General features: G+C 49.6%; 18 protein-coding genes and 1 pseudogene. 7 read left to right on the top strand and 12 right to left on the bottom strand.

The window, feature by feature from the left end; translation table 11 throughout:
• Positions 1–4: 4 nt before the first annotated feature.
• Both VMW30_09350 and VMW30_09345 read left to right on the top strand, forming a co-directional pair.
• Positions 5–775 carry a cytochrome c oxidase assembly protein gene (locus VMW30_09350; GenBank protein HUW88556.1) on the top strand — a complete coding sequence of 257 codons (771 nt, stop codon included), beginning with the start codon at positions 5–7 and terminating at the stop codon, positions 773–775.
• Positions 772–1,140, top strand: a complete 369-nt coding sequence (locus VMW30_09345) for a hypothetical protein (protein HUW88555.1) — start codon at positions 772–774, stop codon at positions 1,138–1,140. Before VMW30_09350 ends, VMW30_09345 begins: the two co-directional genes overlap by 4 nt.
• On the opposite strand, the gene VMW30_09340 is transcribed toward VMW30_09345, so the two are convergent.
• From VMW30_09340 to VMW30_09320, 5 genes are all read right to left on the bottom strand, one after another.
• On the bottom strand, positions 1,078–2,373 hold the full coding sequence (locus VMW30_09340) for a divalent metal cation transporter (GenBank protein ID HUW88554.1): 1,296 nt from the start codon (positions 2,371–2,373) through the stop codon (positions 1,078–1,080). The genes VMW30_09345 and VMW30_09340 overlap by 63 nt on opposite strands.
• A complete protein-coding gene (locus VMW30_09335) occupies positions 2,370–3,713 on the bottom strand; it encodes a CBS domain-containing protein (GenBank protein ID HUW88553.1) in 1,344 nt (447 codons plus the stop codon). The genes VMW30_09340 and VMW30_09335 overlap by 4 nt, the downstream gene beginning before the upstream one ends.
• Positions 3,714–3,959: 246 nt before the next feature.
• Entirely contained in the window at positions 3,960–4,220 is a 261-nt protein-coding gene (locus VMW30_09330) for a type II toxin-antitoxin system Phd/YefM family antitoxin (protein HUW88552.1), read from the bottom strand.
• A 195-nt stretch (positions 4,221–4,415) separates the two neighbouring features.
• Positions 4,416–4,784, bottom strand: coding sequence for a helix-turn-helix domain-containing protein (locus tag VMW30_09325; protein ID HUW88551.1), 369 nt, complete (start codon positions 4,782–4,784; stop codon positions 4,416–4,418).
• Complete coding sequence (locus tag VMW30_09320) at positions 4,762–4,923, bottom strand: hypothetical protein (protein ID HUW88550.1); 162 nt, start codon at positions 4,921–4,923, stop codon at positions 4,762–4,764. The genes VMW30_09325 and VMW30_09320 overlap by 23 nt, the downstream gene beginning before the upstream one ends.
• Before the next feature lie 582 nt (positions 4,924–5,505).
• Between VMW30_09320 and VMW30_09315 the strand changes: the two genes are divergently transcribed.
• Positions 5,506–7,524, top strand: coding sequence for a DEAD/DEAH box helicase (locus VMW30_09315; protein HUW88549.1), 2,019 nt, complete (start codon positions 5,506–5,508; stop codon positions 7,522–7,524).
• A 119-nt stretch (positions 7,525–7,643) separates the two neighbouring features.
• Here VMW30_09315 and VMW30_09310 read toward each other — a convergent pair whose 3' ends face one another.
• The 3 genes and pseudogenes from VMW30_09310 to VMW30_09300 form a co-directional block, all read right to left on the bottom strand.
• On the bottom strand, positions 7,644–8,384 hold the full coding sequence (locus VMW30_09310; GenBank protein HUW88548.1) for a DUF3800 domain-containing protein: 741 nt from the start codon (positions 8,382–8,384) through the stop codon (positions 7,644–7,646).
• Between the two features lie 364 nt (positions 8,385–8,748).
• Positions 8,749–9,393: an NYN domain-containing protein gene (locus VMW30_09305; GenBank protein HUW88547.1), complete on the bottom strand. Its 645-nt coding sequence runs from the start codon at positions 9,391–9,393 to the stop codon at positions 8,749–8,751.
• Between the two features lie 139 nt (positions 9,394–9,532).
• Positions 9,533–10,251, bottom strand: a pseudogene (locus tag VMW30_09300) (FAD-dependent oxidoreductase).
• 476 nt (positions 10,252–10,727) lie between these two features.
• Between VMW30_09300 and VMW30_09295 the strand changes: the two are divergent.
• Genes VMW30_09295 through VMW30_09280 form a run of 4 tightly spaced genes read left to right on the top strand, consistent with a single transcriptional unit; the run spans position 10,728 to position 14,509 of the window.
• Positions 10,728–11,735: a class I SAM-dependent methyltransferase gene (locus tag VMW30_09295; protein HUW88546.1), complete on the top strand. Its 1,008-nt coding sequence runs from the start codon at positions 10,728–10,730 to the stop codon at positions 11,733–11,735.
• Positions 11,736–12,302, top strand: a complete 567-nt coding sequence (locus tag VMW30_09290; GenBank protein HUW88545.1) for a dTDP-4-dehydrorhamnose 3,5-epimerase family protein — start codon at positions 11,736–11,738, stop codon at positions 12,300–12,302.
• Entirely contained in the window at positions 12,299–13,351 is a 1,053-nt protein-coding gene (locus VMW30_09285; GenBank protein ID HUW88544.1) for a hypothetical protein, read from the top strand. Before VMW30_09290 ends, VMW30_09285 begins: the two co-directional genes overlap by 4 nt.
• 30 nt (positions 13,352–13,381) lie before the next feature.
• A complete protein-coding gene (locus tag VMW30_09280; protein HUW88543.1) occupies positions 13,382–14,509 on the top strand; it encodes a glycosyltransferase in 1,128 nt (375 codons plus the stop codon).
• On the opposite strand, the gene VMW30_09275 is transcribed toward VMW30_09280, so the two are convergent.
• The 4 genes from VMW30_09275 to VMW30_09260 all read right to left on the bottom strand — a co-directional run bounded on the left by VMW30_09275 (position 14,506) and on the right by VMW30_09260 (position 20,311).
• Complete coding sequence (locus VMW30_09275) at positions 14,506–16,341, bottom strand: ABC transporter ATP-binding protein (protein ID HUW88542.1); 1,836 nt, start codon at positions 16,339–16,341, stop codon at positions 14,506–14,508. The genes VMW30_09280 and VMW30_09275 overlap by 4 nt on opposite strands.
• A 79-nt stretch (positions 16,342–16,420) precedes the next feature.
• A complete protein-coding gene (asnB, locus tag VMW30_09270) occupies positions 16,421–18,280 on the bottom strand; it encodes an asparagine synthase (glutamine-hydrolyzing) (GenBank protein ID HUW88541.1) in 1,860 nt (619 codons plus the stop codon).
• Positions 18,281–18,310: 30 nt separating this feature from the next.
• Positions 18,311–19,147: a glycosyltransferase family A protein gene (locus VMW30_09265; protein ID HUW88540.1), complete on the bottom strand. Its 837-nt coding sequence runs from the start codon at positions 19,145–19,147 to the stop codon at positions 18,311–18,313.
• Between the two features lie 30 nt (positions 19,148–19,177).
• Entirely contained in the window at positions 19,178–20,311 is a 1,134-nt protein-coding gene (locus tag VMW30_09260) for a glycosyltransferase (GenBank protein HUW88539.1), read from the bottom strand.
• Between the last annotated feature and the right edge of the window lie 4 nt (positions 20,312–20,315).

Here is a 20,315-nt window from a genome sequence, read left to right as displayed (position 1 = left end):
GAATATGAATATGACCCAAAGTGCCCAATTTTGGACCTCGTGGCAGGTGGCTCCAGAGATCACCCTCCCTCTCATCGCCGCTGAGTACCTCTATCTGCGCCAGGGCCTCCGCAATCCGACGTGGGCGAGTGCACGCGAGCGCCGCTTCTTCCTGGCCGGGTTACTCACAATTGCTTTGGTCATCACCTCCCCCATTGGGGTCCGCTCGGCTGATCTCTTCTGGTGTCACATGATCCAGCACATCACTTTGATGATGATCAGCGGGCCACTTCTGGTGCTCGGGACACCTGGAACCTTCCGCCCAAAGAATAAGGTCTTCGGACTTTTGACTCATCCGATTCTCAGTTGGGTTACATACGCCGCCTTAATGATCGGCGTCCACCTACCCGGACCACATGAATTCATCACCAATCACCCCTGGGCACACACTTTTGTCGAGGTCCCTCTCTATATAGCGCTCCCTTATCTCTTCTATTTCAATCTGCTCGATCGCAATCTCACGGGTCGTCGCGTCACGCCCGCAATGTCGGTTATCGCCCTCTTCCTGATGATGGTTCCAGAAACTCTCACCGGCTTCTTTATCTACGTGGCGCCAAACTCCCTCTACAACCAGATGTTCACGCTCTCGGATCAGCGTCGCGGTGGATCCATTATGTGGTCGGGCGGAATGATCATTGATACTGTCTGGATGGCTTTTGCTGTCTACCACTGGATCAAAAGCGAGGAACGCGCTTCAATGGCCGTCGATCTAGAGATTGCGAATGAGGCGCGATGAAAGATTTTGAAACAAATGAGCCAACCTGGATCCACGAAGAGGAAGCCGGCACTACACCGGTTTCCGATAAAGCGAAGAAGTGGATCACCGGGGCAATGGTGGCCGCGGTGCCATTCTGCATGTGGGCTGGTTGGTTCGAGTGGGGCCGCGCTCATGAGGGCAATTGGCGGGCTTGGGTTTACACCTTTGAGTGGCCATTCTTCGCTGGCGTTGCCATCTACCTATGGAGGCGGCTAATGAGAGGTGATGTTCCAAAAATCCCACGGCCAGATCTTGTCGCCCTCGCCCGCGAGGCAGATCAATTAATGAAAAGTAAACCAGATCATGCTAGCGATGCAGACGGCGACCATTCCAATAATAAGTAGATAAACACTTTGCATACGGGCTCCAGCTCGATATTCACCCATCAGGCGTTTGTCTCGTGCAATTCCGAGCATGTAGCAAAGAAGAGGTAAGAGTAGAACAGCGTTGAGTACTTGAGTCCAAAGCAAGATCGTGACCAACGGGGCACCTGGAAGCAGAATCAACCCGGCCGCAATAATGGTGATCGCAGCGAAGGTTCCGTAGAAGAGGGGAGCTTCTCTAAATCCATCATCGAGGGCAGCTGGTCGGCCAGTGAGATCACTGACTGAATAAGCTGTAGACAAAGGCAAAATTGATGCCGCTAATAGCGCCGCGCCAATTAAACCAATCGCGAATAACTCTTTCGCCAATGTTCCGGCAAGTGGTTTTAATGCGGCTGCCGCTTGAGATGCATCTGTGATGGTGAAGATTCCTTCGCGATTCAGAGTTGCGGCGCAAGTAACAATGACGAAGAATCCGATGATTCCCGTAAGCAAGGATCCAGTCCATACATCAACGCGCAATAGTTTTAGATCATCGCGAGTAAGGCGTTTATCAACTGCATATGACTGGATGAAAGCAAGTCCCCACGGAGCAAGAGTTGTACCTAATGTCGCCGTCGCAATAAAAACGGCATCACGGGTGAGTGGCATAGACGGAACAACCATGCCATGAAATGCCTTTCCCCAATCAGGGTGCGCCAAAAAACCGGCAAGTATGTATGAAAGAAAAACCGCGGAAAGAATAAAAAACACTTTTTCCACGCGACCAAACGACCCGCGCAAAACCAAGAAAGTCACCAGCATTCCAGCGACAGGGACAGAGAGGTATTTTGAAACTCCGAATAGTTGTCCCGCTGCCGCAATTCCTGCGAACTCTGCCGTCATCGTTCCGATATTGGCCAGGATGAGTGAAGAGGCGCTGAACACTCCTGAACGCGCCCCGTACTTCTGACGCACAAGTCCGATAAGGCCCTGCCTGGTTACGACACCAATGCGCGCGCCGAGATCTTGAAAGAGAATAAGTGCAAGAGTCGAGAGGACGAGTACCCAAAGAAGACGGTAGCCATATTTCGCGCCCATTTGTGAATAGGTGGTGATACCCGCCGGATCATCATCCGAAAGCCCGGCAATCATTCCGGGCCCCATCACGGCAAGTAGGGCAGTAATGCGAATCTTCCGTGGAGAGATCGTCGGAACTTTGACGCCCTTAACTACCTTGACCGCTTTCACGGCGGTCTTTTTCTCATCACTCATGCGAGCGCACCACTGCCTTGCGCAAATCCGCGGTGCGCGGTGCGCGCGACAAGTGCATCAATGATGTCGTCGGCCATAATCCGTCCGACCGGCTTATTTTTCCCATCAATAACCACGATAGAGGAGCCACGGTTATTTGAGAATTCTTCAATCACCTGGTCCAGTGCAGTATTTATGTGAACCGCCGTTGGATATGGCGGCCCCATGAGATCGATGAGTGCCGCACTTGATTTAGCAGAGACCAGCTCGATCATCTGAATGTGATCGAGCAACTTTCCTTTAGCATCAACAACGACTACGCCATCGGAAATATCGCGCTTTTTATGTTTTACCAACTGAGCCAATGCTTGCGCAACCGTGTCATGCTCGTGACAGATCACCATATGCGTTGTCATAACCCCACCAGCGAGCTCTTCGTCAAATGCCACCAGTTGCCGCAGCGTCTTCGCCATCTCCACTGTCATCAAATTAAGAATGCTTTCCCTGTGTTCGTCATCCAAGTCACGCAAAACTTCGGCGCTCTCATCTGGCTCCATCAGCGCAAGCAACTCTGCTGCCCGGTCGACCGGTAATCCGCGAAGGAAACCTTGGAGGTCGTCATCTTCCATTTCTTCGAGTACATCAGCGGCAAGATCGGGGTCAAGCAATTCAATCAACGCATTCTGCTCGCGCCCTACTAAATCTTCAATTAAGTCGGCCAAGTCGGCTGGACGCAATTGGGCGAGCGCCGATCTGGGACCTGAAGTTCGCACTTGCCCCGCGCTATCAGTCAACGATGCAACGGTTGCCCAGTCGACTACCCGATCAGGTGTTGGTCGGCGACGCAACGTGCCAGGAAAGACGCGGCGTAAAAAGGAGACAAAGGAAACGTCAACACCCACTAAGCGAATTTCACGATCTAGCGGTGCTAAATACAAATCTGCGGATCGAACAACACGCAGCCCATTCACATCAACGATCTGATGGTCGATGACATCGGCGTCCAATAATGATTCGCCTGAACGTCGCGTGTACTCCTTGAGATTAATTCTTGTCGAAGAAAGGCGGATTTCATCTTTGGTCAATTTCGAAATTCGCGCCCCATCAATAAAAGATTTGCGCGCTCCCACTTTGACAATAAGCCCAGATACCGCGGGATAAGTTTCCTCACCGTGGCGAACCACAATGTCTACGAGTTTTCCCAAATCACGACCTTCGTCGTCACGCACCGGACACCCGATCAACCCAGCGACGGAGACCAAGGAGTCCCGAATATTCTTCCGGGCCAGAACGGAAACTGAGTCCCGACGCCCAACAATGCGCTTAGCGACATTGATGGCTGGGACTGCAGGGGTTTTCACTCTTGGATTTTAGCCGCCAGACCTTGCCTGATGTCTCACATATCAGTGAAGACCATCGAGAAGTTCTTGCCCAATGCTCCTCTTCTCGTTCTCCCAAGTTCACCTTTAAGTTCCTTCAATTTGGCGTAGCCTCTTCGCCGCCGTCCGATAGACGGACTTATTCTCGCGAACTGATCCTTGAGTCCCTTATCGAGATTTACCCACTCTTTGGATGCGCTAACGAGGAAATCTAATGTGTACATTGGATTACCACTTTGCCAATTCTTCGAGAGTGACCGAAATGTGCTTCTCTTTGCTCGCAAGTCGCTTCTTTATAAGCGGGGTGATCTCTATTTCCCAAAGTATCTCTTCAATTTCATCGAATAATTCGGGCGACATAACATAGAAAGTCGGCTTGTTGTTCGTCAGAACCGCAAAGGGTTTTTTCTTCGCCTTCTTAACAACCGCGTTTGGGTTCTTTTTAAACTCAGAAATAGTCGTGGTTAATTCAGTCATAATCCGATCCATTTTCTCCTCCTTTCCCCTGGCATTAAATTTAGACCTAAATTTAAACCAAGGCAACTGGAGGGTGGTGGGTTGTTATCTCACATAGGACATTCCTAGGGGGCGCCTCCGACAAACCAACCCTGGTAATCCACACCCACAAACCAAACCCAACTTATCAACTCGCACTAGCGCGGTGCGGGGAAGGAGAACCGATTATTATTTAAGGTTTTCGGCAAGTGCCCCCAGGTCGAGTTCATAATCTTCTCCGTTGATTTCCACAACTAATCGCGGATGCTCACCGACTGCTTCAAGATATTTGCCTAAAGTCGAGAGCAGCATGTCGCCTTGATTCTCCAAGCGAGAGACACCAGCTTGTGCCATGCCCAGTTTCTCGGCTACCTCAGACTGCGTTAATTCGGCTGCTTTTCGAATCGCGGGAATATTTTCTAAAAATTTGCGTTCATCTTCATCCGCCCAACGACGTAGCACGGAGAGGTGCTCCTTCTCCTCAGGTGTCATCGCATCAAGAATCTCTTTACCTCGATCGCGGAGTTTTCTAAGGTCAATATTCTTCAATGGATCCACCGTTTTCTTCTTTTTGCTTTTCCCTGACCCACTTGTTGATCGCACCGTCTGCACGTGCACCGACTCCGTCATAAAAAACATCTCCCATCTTTGCCTTGTTTGTCCCGAGAACAACAACTGCGCTTGAAATTATCTCCATTGGCGGGAACCAAACGATCAAACGGATGGCTATCCCTCTGACAAACGGATGGCTGACCCGCCATATCTGATATTGCCTCGAACTCCGTATGCGACATAATTTTTTCGAATCGACGCGTGGAGGTACTGTTAAAGCCTTTAGGAAATCCATCTCGAGGTCCACCAATTCGGAAATCAATTTCATTCTGAGATCCCGTATCGCTAGATTCCGAATGTTTTGTCGCCATATTTCAAACTCCCGAGTTGTTTCAATGAGCATGTGAATCACATACCACCGATAGTATATACCATTGATGATATATATGTCCCGTCCTCGCAAAAGGCAAAAAATCCATAACTTTTCTCATAAGGGATTTTCTCCATCGCCCATGACAGGCCACCTCTGGTAATCCACACCCACAATCCACGGTAAGATTGCCCCCGTTGCTCCAACCGGAGCAGTGATTTCTTCCCTTAAAGCGCAGTATTTGCGCTTACTTGCGAGTCTTATCACCACCCGACCGGCCCAGATCCAACGCAATACCGCTTGAATTGGCCAGTCGTACCGAGACGCGCTTGTCGTCTCGATTGGTATAGCTAAAACATGTCATTACAACCACGCTCTAAAACTCCTGTGCGCGCGAAATCTCCTAAGCCTCACCGCAAGGGAAATGCCGCCACCCCGATTACCCGTACCTCATCCACGGATTCTGTTGAGAGGCCGGCCAAATCTTCATCCAAGCCTGCCTACGCAAAGTCGGCAAAGCCCGCCTTTGCTAAGGGTGGCAAGCCAGGGTCCACAAACACCCCGAGCAAGCGCCTCAAGAACAACCCTCGCTCACTTGAGCGTGCCAAGCGCTTTGCCGAGTCTCGCACAACCACTCCAACCGAGCGATCTGAGCGGAGCGAAGATTTTCGCACCGCCGCGCCCCGCGCCGAAAGAGGCGAATTCCGTTCTGCGCCACGCAATTCAAAGTACGCACCTGCCCGTCGCGAAGAACGCCCCGCAACCCGTCCAGACACCCGTCCAACCACACGCCGTGATGCCCGCATCGCCGAGGTTGCCCGCGGAGATGGCCGTCCTAATTTTGAACCGCAGAAGCGCGTCAAGTTCATCCCCGGTGGAAAGCGCACCACTGCTCCAACTCGCAGCGCCCACAGCGGAACCGCTACGCCAAATAACCGTACTTTCAACCGCGCGACGACTTCGCGATCAAAGAACACTTTTGCATCACATTCAAATTCTCATTCGCCATCCCACTCAAGCAGCGGCTATGGCGAAGATTTCGGTGCTGACGATAATTACATCACCGATGTCCAGCAAGAGAGCACTGTGGAAGCGTCACACCACAAGCCCAATGAAGAGACCACAACAACTTTCGCCGAGCTTGGGGTTCCCGCTGAACTAGTACAGATCCTTACCAGCCAAGGAATTAATTCACCCTTCCCAATTCAGGTTGCCACCCTTCCGGATGCACTCAATGGAGATGACATTCTTGGTCGCGGACAGACTGGTTCGGGCAAGACTCTGGCGTTCGGCCTGGCGATGCTCAGCAACCTGCAGGGCAAGCAAGCAGCCCCTCACCGCCCACTTGGTTTGATCCTCACACCAACTCGCGAATTAGCGCTACAAATTAACGATGTTATTACTCCCCTGGCCAAGGCAATCCGTCTTGACTCGGTTGTCATCGCCGGTGGAATGCCGTACGCAAAGCAGATCACTGCCATGCGCAAGAGCTGCCCAATCCTGGTTGCAACTCCTGGTCGCCTCATTGATCTTCTCAACCGCGGTGAGGTTCAACTCGATGATCTACAAATCACCGTTCTTGATGAAGCCGATCAGATGGCCGACATGGGCTTCTTGCCGGTTGTCAAAGAAATTCTTGATCAAGCCCGACCAAACGGTCAGCGCCTGCTCTTCAGCGCAACTCTTGATCGTGGCGTTGATTCACTCGTCAAGAAATACCTCAACAACCCAAAGACTCATTCACTTCAAAATGACCGTGCCTCTGTCAGCACCATGGAACACCACGTTCTTGTGATGCACCCAAGTGACAAGGACGAGATCACGGCACAAATCGCTTCCCGCGATGGCCGCACAATCCTCTTTGTTAAGACACAACGCGGTGCCGATCGTCTTGCAGACAAACTCGCAAGTGTCGGCGTTGCTGTTGGTGCACTCCACGGTGGAAAGTCACAAGCCGTCCGTACGCGGACACTTGAGCACTTCAAATCCAATCCAACCGCGGCGTTAGTTGCCACAGATGTCGCAGCGCGCGGTATCCACGTCGATGACGTCTCATTGGTAGTTCACGTTGACGCACCAACCGATCACAAGGATTACCTCCACCGCGCTGGTCGAACAGCTCGTGCCGGAGAAGCAGGTGTCGTCGTGACTCTTGCTACATCCAAACAGCAGAGTGCCGTCCGCGGACTCACTTCACGTGCGGGCGTTTACCCCAAGTTCGTCGACGTCCGTCCGCACCATGCAGAATTGGTATCCATCACTGGTTCCAAAGAGCCAAGTGGGATTGCATACATTGCACCAGTCGCAGATAAACCGAAATTCGGTGGTCGCAAGCCACGCCCAGGACAAGACCAGAGACGACGTAGGCCTAGATAGATCTGCTATATTTTCCTCAGAAGCCCCTCGAGGGTCGCAGGGATCGCACTCGCTCTGACTACAGGGCCGCCAACCACAAGGTTGGTAGATAGTGCCCCTGGATCTTCGAGGGGTTTCGTTTATCCAAGTGTTCCCCACCATGGCAATGTCGTTACAAATGGGCTCGTTTCCTTGATTCCATAATTCAATATTTCCCCCGCTCCACTCCTTCTAATCAAGGGATAAAGTTTTGCAAAATGCGAGACATCCAAATTGCTACTTAATACACCGGGCGTAATCGCCGCGCCAAAAGCTCCGCACACTTGATCTGCCAGTTGAAGACCATCAAGTTCTGCATTACTCAATATCTTGACGGGCTCTTCAAGCAAGCCCCACGGAACCCAGGTCGACTCCAATCTTGCTCGAGTTAAAGAATCAATTGTGCGTTGAGCATTCCAGCCTTTAATGCTTGAAAGTCGAAGTTTTAGATGACGGGAACCTCCGGGCCAATCTCGAGCAGCGAGAAGTGCACGTTCCGCCAGAAGTTGCGTTGCCCATAGAAGCGCCGCGCCATCTTGACTTGACAATGGGTAGGGCGCTCGCAAGTCACGTTTGACCGCTACCGTAAAAATCAACTTCAATGGTAACTTTGAAATACTATCGACGATATGTTGGCGTCTATCCCAGTTACGAGCATTCTTAACCCAATGTAGACTTTTTGATCCTTGAGCGAGATCAACGCGAAGGCTTATCATTAATTCTCGACTTGCAAAAACGTCTTCTTCTGCAACAAGTACCCCGGAAAGCACGAAAACGGGTGACGACTTATGTGAGGTTCCAATATCACCGTATTCATCAACATAACAGTAAATATTTGCCAACAAGGTCTCCCGGCAGCGAATGAATTGCTGGGCAAAGATATCTTTATTCGCATCTCAAAGAAGAGTTCAAGACCCGATTGGGGATAGCACGTGGCTTAACCTCGCGTGCGGGCGTTTAGCCTAAATTCGTTGATGTCGGTCCACACCACGCAGAATTGGTATCCATCACTGGTTCCAAAGAGCCAAGTGGGATTGCATATATTGCACCCATCGTGGAAAAGCCTAAATTCGTTAGTCGCAAGCCACACCCAGGACAAGACCAGAGACGACGTAGGCCCAGACAAATCTGCTATATTTTCCTCAACACCCCCAGTCCCTTCGGTGGCTGGCTGCGAAATCCCGGCTTCGGTCGGGATTTCTGCTTTTACCAAGACTCTGGTTTTGTTATCGTTCCGTGACGATCATAGAGATCCTTAGGTAACTGAGAGATTGTTAGCGCTCCTTGGCGAATCTGGCGAATGATCTGTGGATCAACTTTGAGTAGCTCCGATGATGGTGTATCCGTTGGCAAGATGAGGCCAACAGTCTGTCCCAATTCATCTTTCGCTAAACGGAGAGGTTCAGCCAAATCTGAATCATTTGTCAAGATGACAAATACATCTGCCTTCTTGGTGAAGATATCGAAGAGAAAATATGTCGCAAGATTGACATCAGAACCTTTCTCTTCTGTCTTTTTGACTTTCACAGTCTTAGGGCGCCCATCTACATTGAACTCCCAAGGATGCAACGGCATGAGTCGAGCATCTGATCTAAACTTGCCTAAGTGAATCTTGATCTTGTGGTTCACTGTCAGGGCGCGAAGATACGCCTGTTGCCTCTGCCCTTGAGAGAGATCATTCGGCATAGGAGAAATATGAGCAGTGAAATATCGAACAAGAATGACGTCATACTCATAAAGAAGTGCTGAGGACAAAGCAAGCAGATCGAGCCACTTATAAGGTGTCCCTTTCAAAGCCCTCCGATACAAATTAAACCCATCAACATAGACGATTGCGGTTGGCTTGCTCACGTCTGGAAGGGTAAGAGGATTACCCAATACTTCCGAAAGGTCAGTGGCCCTTGTGAACAGAGAAGGCGAGCCACGCCCTGGCCAAGACCAGAGACGCCGCAGACCTAGATAACCATTTGCCGTGATCGGATCAAGCAGGCTAGTTATCGCCCTTGAAGAGTTCGTCACATACATACTCGGCGATAGCCAGACTGGACGTAGCCGCTGGAGATGGCGCATTGCGCACCGCCAATACACGACCAAGTCGATGGATCCGGAAGTCTTCAACCAGACTGCCGTCGCGGTCGACTGCCTGAGCACGAACTCCGGAACCCGCTCGCACCACATCCTGGTCGCGAAGTTCGGGCACGTAAGTTCGGGCACGCTTCAAGAATTGATGCTTGCTCATGGATCCGACAACCTCAGAGATCCCCATCTTCCAGTGAGTCCGAGCCAACTTCTGAAAGCCGGGCCAGCGCAATGTAGTCCAGAGATCTTTAGGTGATATGTCACGACGAAGGTAGCCCTCCCGCGACATGGCCAACACAGCATTTGGGCCAACGTCTACATGCCCATCAATGCGGCGGGTGAAATGAACACCCAAGAATGGATAGTTCGGATCCGGCACTGGATAGATCAAACCGTTGACCAGATCATTCTTGGATCCCCTCGCTTACACAAGATCGCCTTGAGGGAATCGGGGGCGTAGTAGATCCCGGCGTGCACAACTCCACTGTTGTGTGAGGTCTGATGAGCACCGACCGTGACTTCCTTATCGATGACCGTGATCATCGCGTCGCCGCGCAACTCTCCAAGTCGCCGCGCAACTGCACGCCCGATGATCCCAGCACCAACTACACCGATTCGCTCAGGAGTCATACTGTGGTTCCGTCAAAGTTTTCACGGTTTTAGATTAGTCAAACATTCAATCTCTTCCAAAAAAGCCACGGATCGCATGGATTGCGCTCGCTCTGACTACAGGGCCGCCAACGCCAAAGTGGGCAGATAGCGCCCCTGGATCTTCGAGGGGTTTCTGCTTTTACCAGGTATCAGGTTTGCGAATAACACCAACCACTAGTCTTACCCCATGCGCTCATATATCCCAGGCATCCATGGCTAATCCATTCATACCTGGGCGAGGCAGGGATTTTTGTCGTGGCTGCAATCACTCTGAATTGTTCTCTGCCATCGACTTGGGCGACCTCCCCATTGCGAACGAACTCTGGCAGGCTGAATCTGAGCTAGTAGAGAAATTTCCTCTCCACTTGCGGATATGCCGCCGCTGCGGGCTAGGACAAGTAGAAGATGTCGTGACACCGAGCCGTCTTTTTCGTGATTACCGGTACCTCTCGTCCATGAGCGCAAGCTTCATTGAACATGCCAGAATTTATGCGACTCAGGTAACCAAACGGTTGAATTTCCAGAATAAAGATTGGGTTCTCGAGGTCGCGAGCAATGATGGATACCTCCTTCAACACTTCATAGACCTTGGCGTCCGAGTTCTTGGTATAGAGCCAGCCGAAAATGTCGCAGAAATCGCCCTTAAAAAGGGCATCCCCACCGAGAGTGAATTCTTTGGCTTGGCTTTTGCTGAGTCATTACTTGAAAGAAAGGGCCACCCCAGGTTGATCGTCGCCAACAATGTCATGGCTCACGTTCCCGACATTCGCGATTTCATTTCTGGCCTTGCCAAAATGGCCGGCCCAAATACTCTCATCAGCATCGAGAATCCCTCCTTGATGAATTTCCTTGAGGGCAATCAATTCGACACTATTTATCATGAACATTATTCGTACCTCACCGCTCACTCCGTCAAAGTTATAGCCGCCGAGTTTGGCCTGGAGCTTTTCGAAGTTGAGAGGATCAATACACACGGAGGATCCAATAGGTACTGGCTTCGTCTCCAAGGGTCGGCGACGCCAAGCAGCGGGCAGGTTGAAAACTCTGTCTCCAGGGAGATCGACTCTGGGCTCTTCGATGTAGAAGCCTGGGATTCTTTTGCAGCGCGGGTTGAGTCCACTCTTCGTTCCTTCCACGATTGGCTAAACCGGGCCCATCAAGAAGGGCGAACCGTCTACGGATTTGGGGCCGCAGCCAAAGCCAGCACCCTAATAAACGCCTCAAAAATCCAGAAAGATTGGATAATCGGAATTGCGGATACAAGTTACGAGAAGCAAGGACGATTTATGCCTGTTCAAGGAATCCCAATCATCTCCCCGGAGAAGATGTATGAAATGAATCCAACCGACATCATCATCTTCCCTTGGAATATCAAGAATGAATTAATCCCCCTTATAAGAATGCAAAGTTCCAGCGATACTCGAATTTGGCAAGTTATACCTACCCTAGAAATGATTTCCTAGATGAAAACATCCGTCGCACTCGAACAAATTCAAGGCGTAAGAGCGATCAAGGCTAATCGAGTTCCTGACAACCGCGGATCATTCACCAAGTTCTTTGAAGTCGACGAATATCGATCAATGGGTTCTTGTCTAAATATTGATTCGTTGGCCATCTCAGAAAACACCTCGGCTGGAACCCTAAGAGGATTGCATTTCCAGGTGCCTCCACATGAGGAAGAGAAACTAATTCTTTGCATCGAAGGCAGGATTTACGACGTCATAGTCGACCTAAGGCCAGACTCATCCACTGTTGGACGGTGGGCGAGCATTGAGTTGGATGCTGACCATCCCACAACATTGATCCTGCCCAAAGGAATTGCACACGGTTTTCAGACACTTACACCAAATACAAAAGTAATTTATGGGATCTGCGGCGAATATGTTCCTACGAGTGGACGATCACTCCTCTACTCAGACCCCTCACTAAGAATTACTTGGCCCCTCCCGATCTCTCAGATCTCTACTAAAGACAAAGATGGAATATTGCTTGCGGAGGCGATATCACCCCACAGTCCTGAGAGAACATGAGAAGGATTCGAATCGGCTATGTGCCGATCAGTCAGGACTTATCGGCGCCTGGCGATCGCAGGAGAGTCGCATTCTGGGCAAAGAATCGCGGGCATGAAATTGTTCTGGATTTGAACGAACCTTATGATGTTTTGCTCCTCTCCGAAAGATCGAACTTAAGCGCCTACAAGAAAGAAACGAGCGGTGCTCCAATAGTTTTTGACTTAGTGGACGGATATTTAGCCACTGAGTCAGTTCTCCACGACTGGTTCCGAGGAACCTCCAAGGTTCTTGCCGGTCAACTTTCTGGCACGCCAAAGCCATTTACAAAGTTTGTTGCCAATCTATGCTCACAATCTGCTGCCGTCATTTGCAGCTCCACCGAACAGCGCGAAATGATTCTCACGTATTCGACAAATGTTCACGTGATTTTGGATTCTCATGAAGAGATGCCACTTCTTCCCTTCGGCGATCACTCCCAGAACTCAACTCAACCTCCACAAATTCTCTGGGAGGGAATGCCCGCCACTCTTGCGGGCGTGGCGCAAATTCGTGAGGCTCTCGAAAATCTACAGAAGAGTCGTGGCATCCATTTAAATTTCGTTACTGATCCCAATTACTATCGCCTTTTAGGAAAATTCTTTTCAGGTCAAACCTCATCGCTGCTCAGAAGAAGTCTTCATGGAGCATATGAATCCTCTGAAATCATCCCGTGGACTCAATCTAACCTAGTTGATGCTGCCAGACGATCAACTGCTTCGATCATCCCTATTCAATTGCAGAATAAACTTCAATTTATGAAACCGGAGAATCGGTTGTTGATCATGTGGCGTCTCGGTCTTCCTTGTCTTACTTCTTCAAGTCCCGCTTACAAGAGGGTGGCAATGAGCGCTGGGACCGACACCATATGCGAAACTCCTAAAGAATGGGAATCTAAGTTGTCTCAGGTACTCGAAGATCACGAGTTTGCGCGGGACGTTGTGACCAGAGGTCAGAACTATCTTGCGCAGAATCACAACAGCGAAATTCTGCTCTCTAAATGGGATCAAGCATTCCAATCTGTACTCTAGGTACGTCACCCCACTTGAGAGGAATGCTCTTTGTCTCAGCCAAGGAAGTTTGACCTTTCCTACATAACAGTGGATTCTGTTTCTGAGGGCGTGGGCTCAAGCCAGATCCTGCCGCTCATGCAGCGCCTCTCCTCGGCGGGCCTATCCATTAACTTGATCAGCTTTGAAAAGGTCGAGCCATCTTCCGCCACTCGAGATCTACTCAGATCGCTAGGTGTTCAGTGGGATTTGCGCCAATTCAAGGCCAACGGAGCACTCGGTGGATTCACTCGGCTCATGGAAATCAGCAAGCACATTCCTGAAACAAATGTGATTCACGCGCGAAGTGACATCCCCGCTGTTGCGGCGAGTCTTTCCAGAAGAGCTCCCATTCTCTGGGACGTTCGGAGTTTGTGGGCCGATCAAAAGGCATACATCGAACCGAACCCCCTTAAAAAACGAGTTCTGAGGTCGTACCGACTTCTCGAAAATATTTCTAGTTTCAACGCATCTGCAGTGTCCACTCTTACGCATAGCGTCGTGCCGGAACTTGAACGCCGGCATCATCGCTTACCTAAATTACGCATCGTCGTGCCAACGGCCGTTGATTTAGATCGCTTTAAATTCAACCCGGCGATCAATTCACCCTTCAGGGGGCTGTACTCAGGGACCTACAACAATTACTACGATCTTGGCCTTAGCAAGAAATTTATTGACGAGCTCTCCACACGCGCAAAAATAGAAGTCCACTGGGCTCGTCCTCACGAATCACATCGCAGATCTCTAGACGCTGGAGAGAGTCACGTATTTGAGTCAACGCAGAACGAAATGGCCAATCGTATTTCTGAATATAGTTTCGGCTTGTCCATCTGCAAATTGGATGCAGGACCATCACTCAAGGCAGCTATGCCAACAAAAGTTGCAGAGTTTCTCGCATGCGGCAAACCAGTGGTTGTAAATGCAGGACTTGGTGACTTTGACGAGTACTTAACGGAATTCAACGCTGGAGTAATCCTCGATGGTTCGCCAAAAGATCTCTCCATAAAGGCAGAAGTGCTCCTCAACCTCATGTCTGATCCAGAAACGCCCATGAGATGCCGCCAACTTGCTGAGAAATATTTTGACATCGACAAAGGTGCCGAAAAATACTTAGATCTCTACAAGGAAATGAAGATCTAGAGTCCCATTAACTTCGCTTGACGATCAAAATCGGGTACCGCGCTTCGTACCTCTTCGAATGTCCCAGTAGCCATTATCTTGCCACCCGCCATATAGACCACCAGATCTGCGTTGCGCACAGTCGACAACCTATGCGCAATCATCACAACCGTGGTTGAACCTCTAAGTGCATGGATGGCTGCGGAGATACTCGCTTCCGTCTCCCCATCTAATGAGCTGGTAGCCTCATCCAAAACCAATAAATGAGGCTTCGTAAACATTGCGCGAGCAATGCCTAATCGCTGTCTCTGACCTCCGCTTATTTTCGCTCCGCGTTCTCCAACTGCGGTATCTATTCCCTCCGGCAAGTCAACCAAGAAGTCCTCCAGGCTCGCAACGGTCAATGCACTCATTACAAGTTCATCCGTAGCGGCTTCCGGAGGGAAGCCCAGAGCAACATTTTCACGGATCGAGCCATTTGAGATGACAACATCTTGCGGTACATATGAAATGGCTCCTGGCCATTTTGCCACTGCCTGAAGCGGCGCCAATCCAGACACCATCACGGTTCCTGAATCTGGGGAAAGAACACCTAAAAGCACATCGATAATCGTGGTCTTGCCAGCCCCCGACGGTCCGACAATTGCAACGGAAGATCCGACCGGAATAGAGAGTGAAATATTTTGTATCGCCGGAGTTGCCTTACCGGGATAGGTGAGCGAAACTCCGTCCACCTCAATACTTGCGACAAAGCCCTCATGAACCACGTCAACCGTGTCATCAACGTTCTCCACCATGGGGGCATTTCCCAGGCTTTCAATCAAATCTAACGTTGGCCCAGCGGCGCCCAGGCCACCTCGAATTTGAATTGAACCTTGCTGTACTCGAAGCACGGAAGGGGCAATGCGCGTTCCGGCTGCTAAAAAGATCGCAAGAGTCGCTACAGCGTGAGTGGCATCTTGAAATATGAATTGGACGCCACCGATTAGCAGCGCGCCGAGCACCACTGCGGTTTCAATAACGTACTTACCAATAAATGGCATAAAATATATCTCCGCCATAGTGTCGGAAAGAGAAAAACGCAATTTTCCGATTTCACGCGCGTAATAATCGCGCCTATTACGAACAATAGATTCGCGATAAGAACTAAATACTTCAACAATTTTCTCGTTACTGCTTATAGTAAGTCTCGAAGACTCGAGACCGAGCTCTCCAGCGCGAACGTGCAAAAGGCGATAAAGTGAAAATCCGATCACGGAGAATACAACGACAGTCGCGATCGCTGTTGTTGGATTCACGATCAACAATCCGATCCCCATAACCACAAGTAGAGAAACATCTGCCACGAGAACAACTGAGGTGGCCAATACATTAAGGGTTATGTACTCGACACCTCGGGTTACGGAGTAAAGAGTCTCCTGGGTAGTCCTCGATTGAATCATCAACAATGGTTGAGCCAGCAACCTCGAAACTAGATTCGCCGAAATTGAAGCACCTCTCCGGCTAAGAAAGAAAAGTATTCGGCGCGTAAATAATATCGAAAATACCGTTCGACCCACTAGAAGAAGTACGGCTGTAAGGCCCAGGATTACGATTTGCGTTTTAAATGGAGAGTCCTCGATGTGCAGAAATCGCAATACCGCGCTCACGCGATCCCCGGGTTGATTCGATTCAATTCCACTGACCGCGACAGCGCCCAATAGGCCAATTACTAGAACCCCAAGCAAGTCCAAGCCACTCATGAATACTTGCAAGGCAGCAACGGCAACGACCTTCTTTTGGTCCTTCCGTGAAAGTACCCTCGCTGACCGGCCGAGAGTGCTCAGATACCAGCGGTTTCGCAACCTATTCACACGACTCCCGCCCTTAAGTGCTCCATTTCATGACTAACAACTACCCTACCAATAATGATCAAATCCCTATTCCGCCTCTTCAATCTAGCCACTTCTGCGCCCAAAGTTCGATGACGAAGAGCGGCCAAAGAATGCGATCCTTATCCACTCCACCTTTATGAACATCTATTAAGCGACTCACTTCAGTCTGATTAAACCATCCCCGATTTCTGGCGGTCGAGCCAAGAAGCACTTCCGACACCTGTGAGCTGAGTTCATTTCTCATCCAACTGGCGCGCGGAAAACCAAATCCCATCTTCTTTCTATCAATTATGTTTTCAGGCACATACTTCTTTGCGATCTCTTTCAATAAATATTTGGTCGTCCTATGACGGAATTTCAAATCCGGACTAATACTCCCGCAGAGTTCCATGAATTTATGGTCCTGGAAGGGAGCACGCAGCTCCAAACCGTGTGCCATCGATGCAATATCAGTTTTGAAATTGAGATCCTCGGGAAGGTAAGTTTCGATATCGACGGCCAGCGCTCGATCCCTCGCACCAAGTGCGCTCGCATTCTGCCAGATTGAGTCAAACCACTCGCCTGGACCGCCACCGCCCCTTCCTCCAGCGACGCTTCCTTGCCAAAGCTTGGCACGTTCGCTGTCATGTACCAAAGAGACCATTCCTCTATATCGAGCTTGCTTGTTTGGATATGGGCGTAGAGCGCCCTCCAATCTGGAAAATACTCTTCCGTTGGACTGAGATTCGAATTTTCCGAGAAATGGCGAGAGTGGTGAAAGTATTTTCAGGGCAACATTGGCGGCATGCCGTCTTTCTAGCATGAGATAACGCGAATACCCTCCCAGTGCCTCATCGCCTCCGTCTCCACCCAAGGTAACCACCACTTCGGATCGAGCAAACTCACTCAACAGAAATGAAAGAATTACAGAAGAGTCGGCGAATGGTCGGTCAAGAGTCGATGTCAAAATCTCAACCATCTCGAGAGGATCTGGGTCGACAATGAGTTCATGATGATCAGTGCCAAGATGATCCGAAACGGTCTTGGCGTACTTCGATTCATCAAATCGCTGATCTTTAAATCCAACAGAGAAGGTTTTTAGTTTCTGCATTGAATTCTTAGCAGCCAAGGCAGTTACAAGGGTCGAATCCACCCCACCGCTTAAGAAGACACCCAAAGGTCGTTCGGAGACCATCATCATCTTGACCGAATCTTCTAGTGCTGCGTGTACTGCCTCCTTCGCCGATTCCTCCGTAAATGCTTCTTTTTTTGACGAATCAAATTTCCAATATCTCTCAATCGAAATCTTTCCCGCCCTCCATCTGAGAAGGTGACCCGGAGGAAGTGCGGCGATCGAAGAAAAACCGGTCATAGGTGGAGGGGCATACCCAAATGCAAGAACGAAATCCACGGCTCTCAAATCTGCCTCTCTTGCCGCACCGACTCTCAGTAGCGCTTTAGCTTCTGAGGCAAAGTCCATTCCACCATCTGCCTTGGTGCTGTAGAGAAGGGGCTTCTCGCCCATCCGATCGCGAATCAACAATAAAGTCTGACTTCTTGCATCCCAGATGCTTATTGCAAACATTCCCCGCAATTTATGAACAAATTCGACACCATCCAACAGATAAAGATAAGCGATGACTTCCGTGTCACCTTGGGTCTTTAGAGGGCAACCACGAGAGAGTAATTCCTTCCTCAACTCCACGAAGTTATATATCTCGCCATTGAATGCAACAGCAACTTCGTCGTTCTTAGTCACGATTGGTTGATGCCCGCCTTGCACATCAATGATTGAAAGCCGACGTGCCCCGAGTTCGACACCAGGGAGTACAAAAAAACCTTCGTCATCTGGACCACGATGAAGAAGGGAGTCAGTCATCTTCTTTAAGACTTCTCGACTTCCAGCGTGAGTGCCAACTCTCCCCGCGATACCGCACATCTAAGTCATTCCTCTCAATATCACTTTGCTTCAGTCTGTGACTGGAAGACACATTCGAAGGATTGAGCGAACTGCATCGAGATACAGACGACCCTTTGCAAAGGATTTTGCAGAACTAAAATGGAACTTCACCCAGATGAGTCTTCTTTCAAGAAAACCGATTTGGGGATCCTCGGTAAACATTTTCAAAAGTGCTCTTCTATTGCCCAGATAATATTCTGTTAGAGAACGATTACTTAGATTATTCAAATGAATCCTACGACGAACGAGAACCTGATCACAGAAACCAACTTTTGCGTCCCTGCAATATCTTCGAAAGAAGTCCCAGTCCTCTGCGGGTCCCCTGAAAGCTTCATCAAAACAACCAGATCTTTCAAGGCGAGATTTTCGAATTATCGCTCCGCTACACCCCATAACAATAATCGCGCGGCCTGGAAATTCTTTAAAATATTGATAGCAGTCACCCTCAAATATTGCCTCGTGATATTGATTTTGGCTTTCCTTACCTCCAAAATCTTGTCCGTGGCAATAAACGAGATCTAAATTCCTTGCCACCATAATTTCCATTTGAATGCTCAGTTTGTTTTTTTGCCAAATATCATCACTATCCAAAAACGCTACATATTCGCCCCTTGCAGCCAGAATGCCTGCGTTTCTGGCCGCTGAAGCTCCCCGATTTTTTGTCTCTATCAATACAATCTCTTGGCTAAATGCCTTGAGGAGTTCAACAGAATTATCACTCGAGCCATCGTCAACTACAATGATCTCTTTATTGGGATAATCCTGCTCAAGCGCGCTCGAAACCGCATCTTCCAGGAAGAGCGCGCCGTTGTAATTTGGTATTACAATTGAAACTAGCGTATCCATTTCTCGAGTCTAACTCCCCTTATTGCTATCTCAATCCAACTCCGGAAGCAGGCGAGTCAAAAAATCCACCATTTCCTGGAAAACAATTCGTTGATCGTGCTTTCCATAGTCAATCTTTGGCGGTGCTATGTCTCGTGACGCATCATTTGCAACTCTCAAAAACTCCACAATCTGTTCACTGATTACCTCAGGCGATGTGCCTGCCAATATGTGGACGAGAGGGTTTCCTTCCGCAGCCAGATCCATTGCAACTCCTGCGGGAAGCGTGAATATCGGCAAATTCGCCAAACAAGCTTCGATATAGACTTGGCCATAGGACTCCGTCACTGCCAAGTGGAGAAATAGGTCGCATTCTGCCATTAGTCTTGGCACGTTTTTAACTCTCCCCAGCAAGGATACGCTGTCACCCAATCCCAATTTCACAATCATTGATTTAATGTCATTTTCTAAAGGGCCGGTCCCAGCTATAAGGAGTTGCGCGTTGGGGTACGAACGCAAAAGCTGAGCGAAAGATTCAAGAGCTAAGGGATAGTTCTTCTCCCACGCGAGACGACCCACGGCGAGGACGCGCGGGTAACCCGATTTGAGTATCAAGTCACCGCTCGAGTCTCCCATGGACTTGTAGAACGAAGTGAAATCCACGCCATGACCCACAGACAAAATACGTCTTGGGTCACAGCCTGAAGCGATAATTGAATCGGTCACCTCCCTCGATAAAGATTGGACCATCTGAGCACGCCTAACGTAGCAACGGTAGATTCTTTGGTGAATGAAACCCCTAAACGGCTTTCGAGATCTCATAAATTCAAAATATTTAGGTTGCATATGATGAATCACTCCAAAATTTGTTTTTGTAACTCTCCCACCGATCATGCCGGCAATCGATGCCATGTGTCCGTGAAGCAGAAGGAAATTCCTGGCTCCCTTTATCCGCGCGCGCCGTATCAAGTACGCGGACTCCAAGACGGCAACTAGTCGACTACTACTCTTCGGAGAAAATACGTTCACCGAACTTCTTTCCAAATATTCGTTTATCTCCCCTCGGCTCTCCAAAGTAATCACCGATTGCGAAAAGCCATTTGAGTCCAGGTGTTCTATCAATCTCTCCAGCCACATATGTCTTCCGGAGGATTCGACAATGTGAATCAGATGGTTTTGTTTCACGCTC

The sequence above is a fragment of the Candidatus Paceibacterota bacterium genome (assembly GCA_035530615.1).
Lineage (GTDB): Bacteria > Actinomycetota > Actinomycetes > Nanopelagicales > Nanopelagicaceae > QYPT01.
The sequence above is the reverse complement of the archived record's forward strand: the minus strand, read 5'-3'. Positions and strand labels throughout refer to the sequence as shown.

Excerpts from the sequence above, each read along its gene's own strand:
- VMW30_09350 (HUW88556.1), top strand. The coding sequence starts at position 5 with ATGAATATGACCCAAAGTGCCCAATTTTGGACCTCGTGGCAGGTGGCT.
- VMW30_09345 (HUW88555.1), top strand. The coding sequence starts at position 772 with ATGAAAGATTTTGAAACAAATGAGCCAACCTGGATCCACGAAGAGGAA.
- VMW30_09340 (HUW88554.1), bottom strand. The coding sequence starts at position 2,373 with ATGAGTGATGAGAAAAAGACCGCCGTGAAAGCGGTCAAGGTAGTTAAG.
- VMW30_09330 (HUW88552.1), bottom strand. The coding sequence starts at position 4,220 with ATGGATCGGATTATGACTGAATTAACCACGACTATTTCTGAGTTTAAA.
- VMW30_09320 (HUW88550.1), bottom strand. The coding sequence starts at position 4,923 with ATGGAGATAATTTCAAGCGCAGTTGTTGTTCTCGGGACAAACAAGGCA.
- VMW30_09315 (HUW88549.1), top strand. The coding sequence starts at position 5,506 with ATGTCATTACAACCACGCTCTAAAACTCCTGTGCGCGCGAAATCTCCT.
- VMW30_09295 (HUW88546.1), top strand. The coding sequence starts at position 10,728 with ATGAGCGCAAGCTTCATTGAACATGCCAGAATTTATGCGACTCAGGTA.
- VMW30_09290 (HUW88545.1), top strand. The coding sequence starts at position 11,736 with ATGAAAACATCCGTCGCACTCGAACAAATTCAAGGCGTAAGAGCGATC.
- VMW30_09285 (HUW88544.1), top strand. The coding sequence starts at position 12,299 with ATGAGAAGGATTCGAATCGGCTATGTGCCGATCAGTCAGGACTTATCG.
- asnB (HUW88541.1), bottom strand. The coding sequence starts at position 18,280 with ATGTGCGGTATCGCGGGGAGAGTTGGCACTCACGCTGGAAGTCGAGAA.
- VMW30_09265 (HUW88540.1), bottom strand. The coding sequence starts at position 19,147 with ATGGATACGCTAGTTTCAATTGTAATACCAAATTACAACGGCGCGCTC.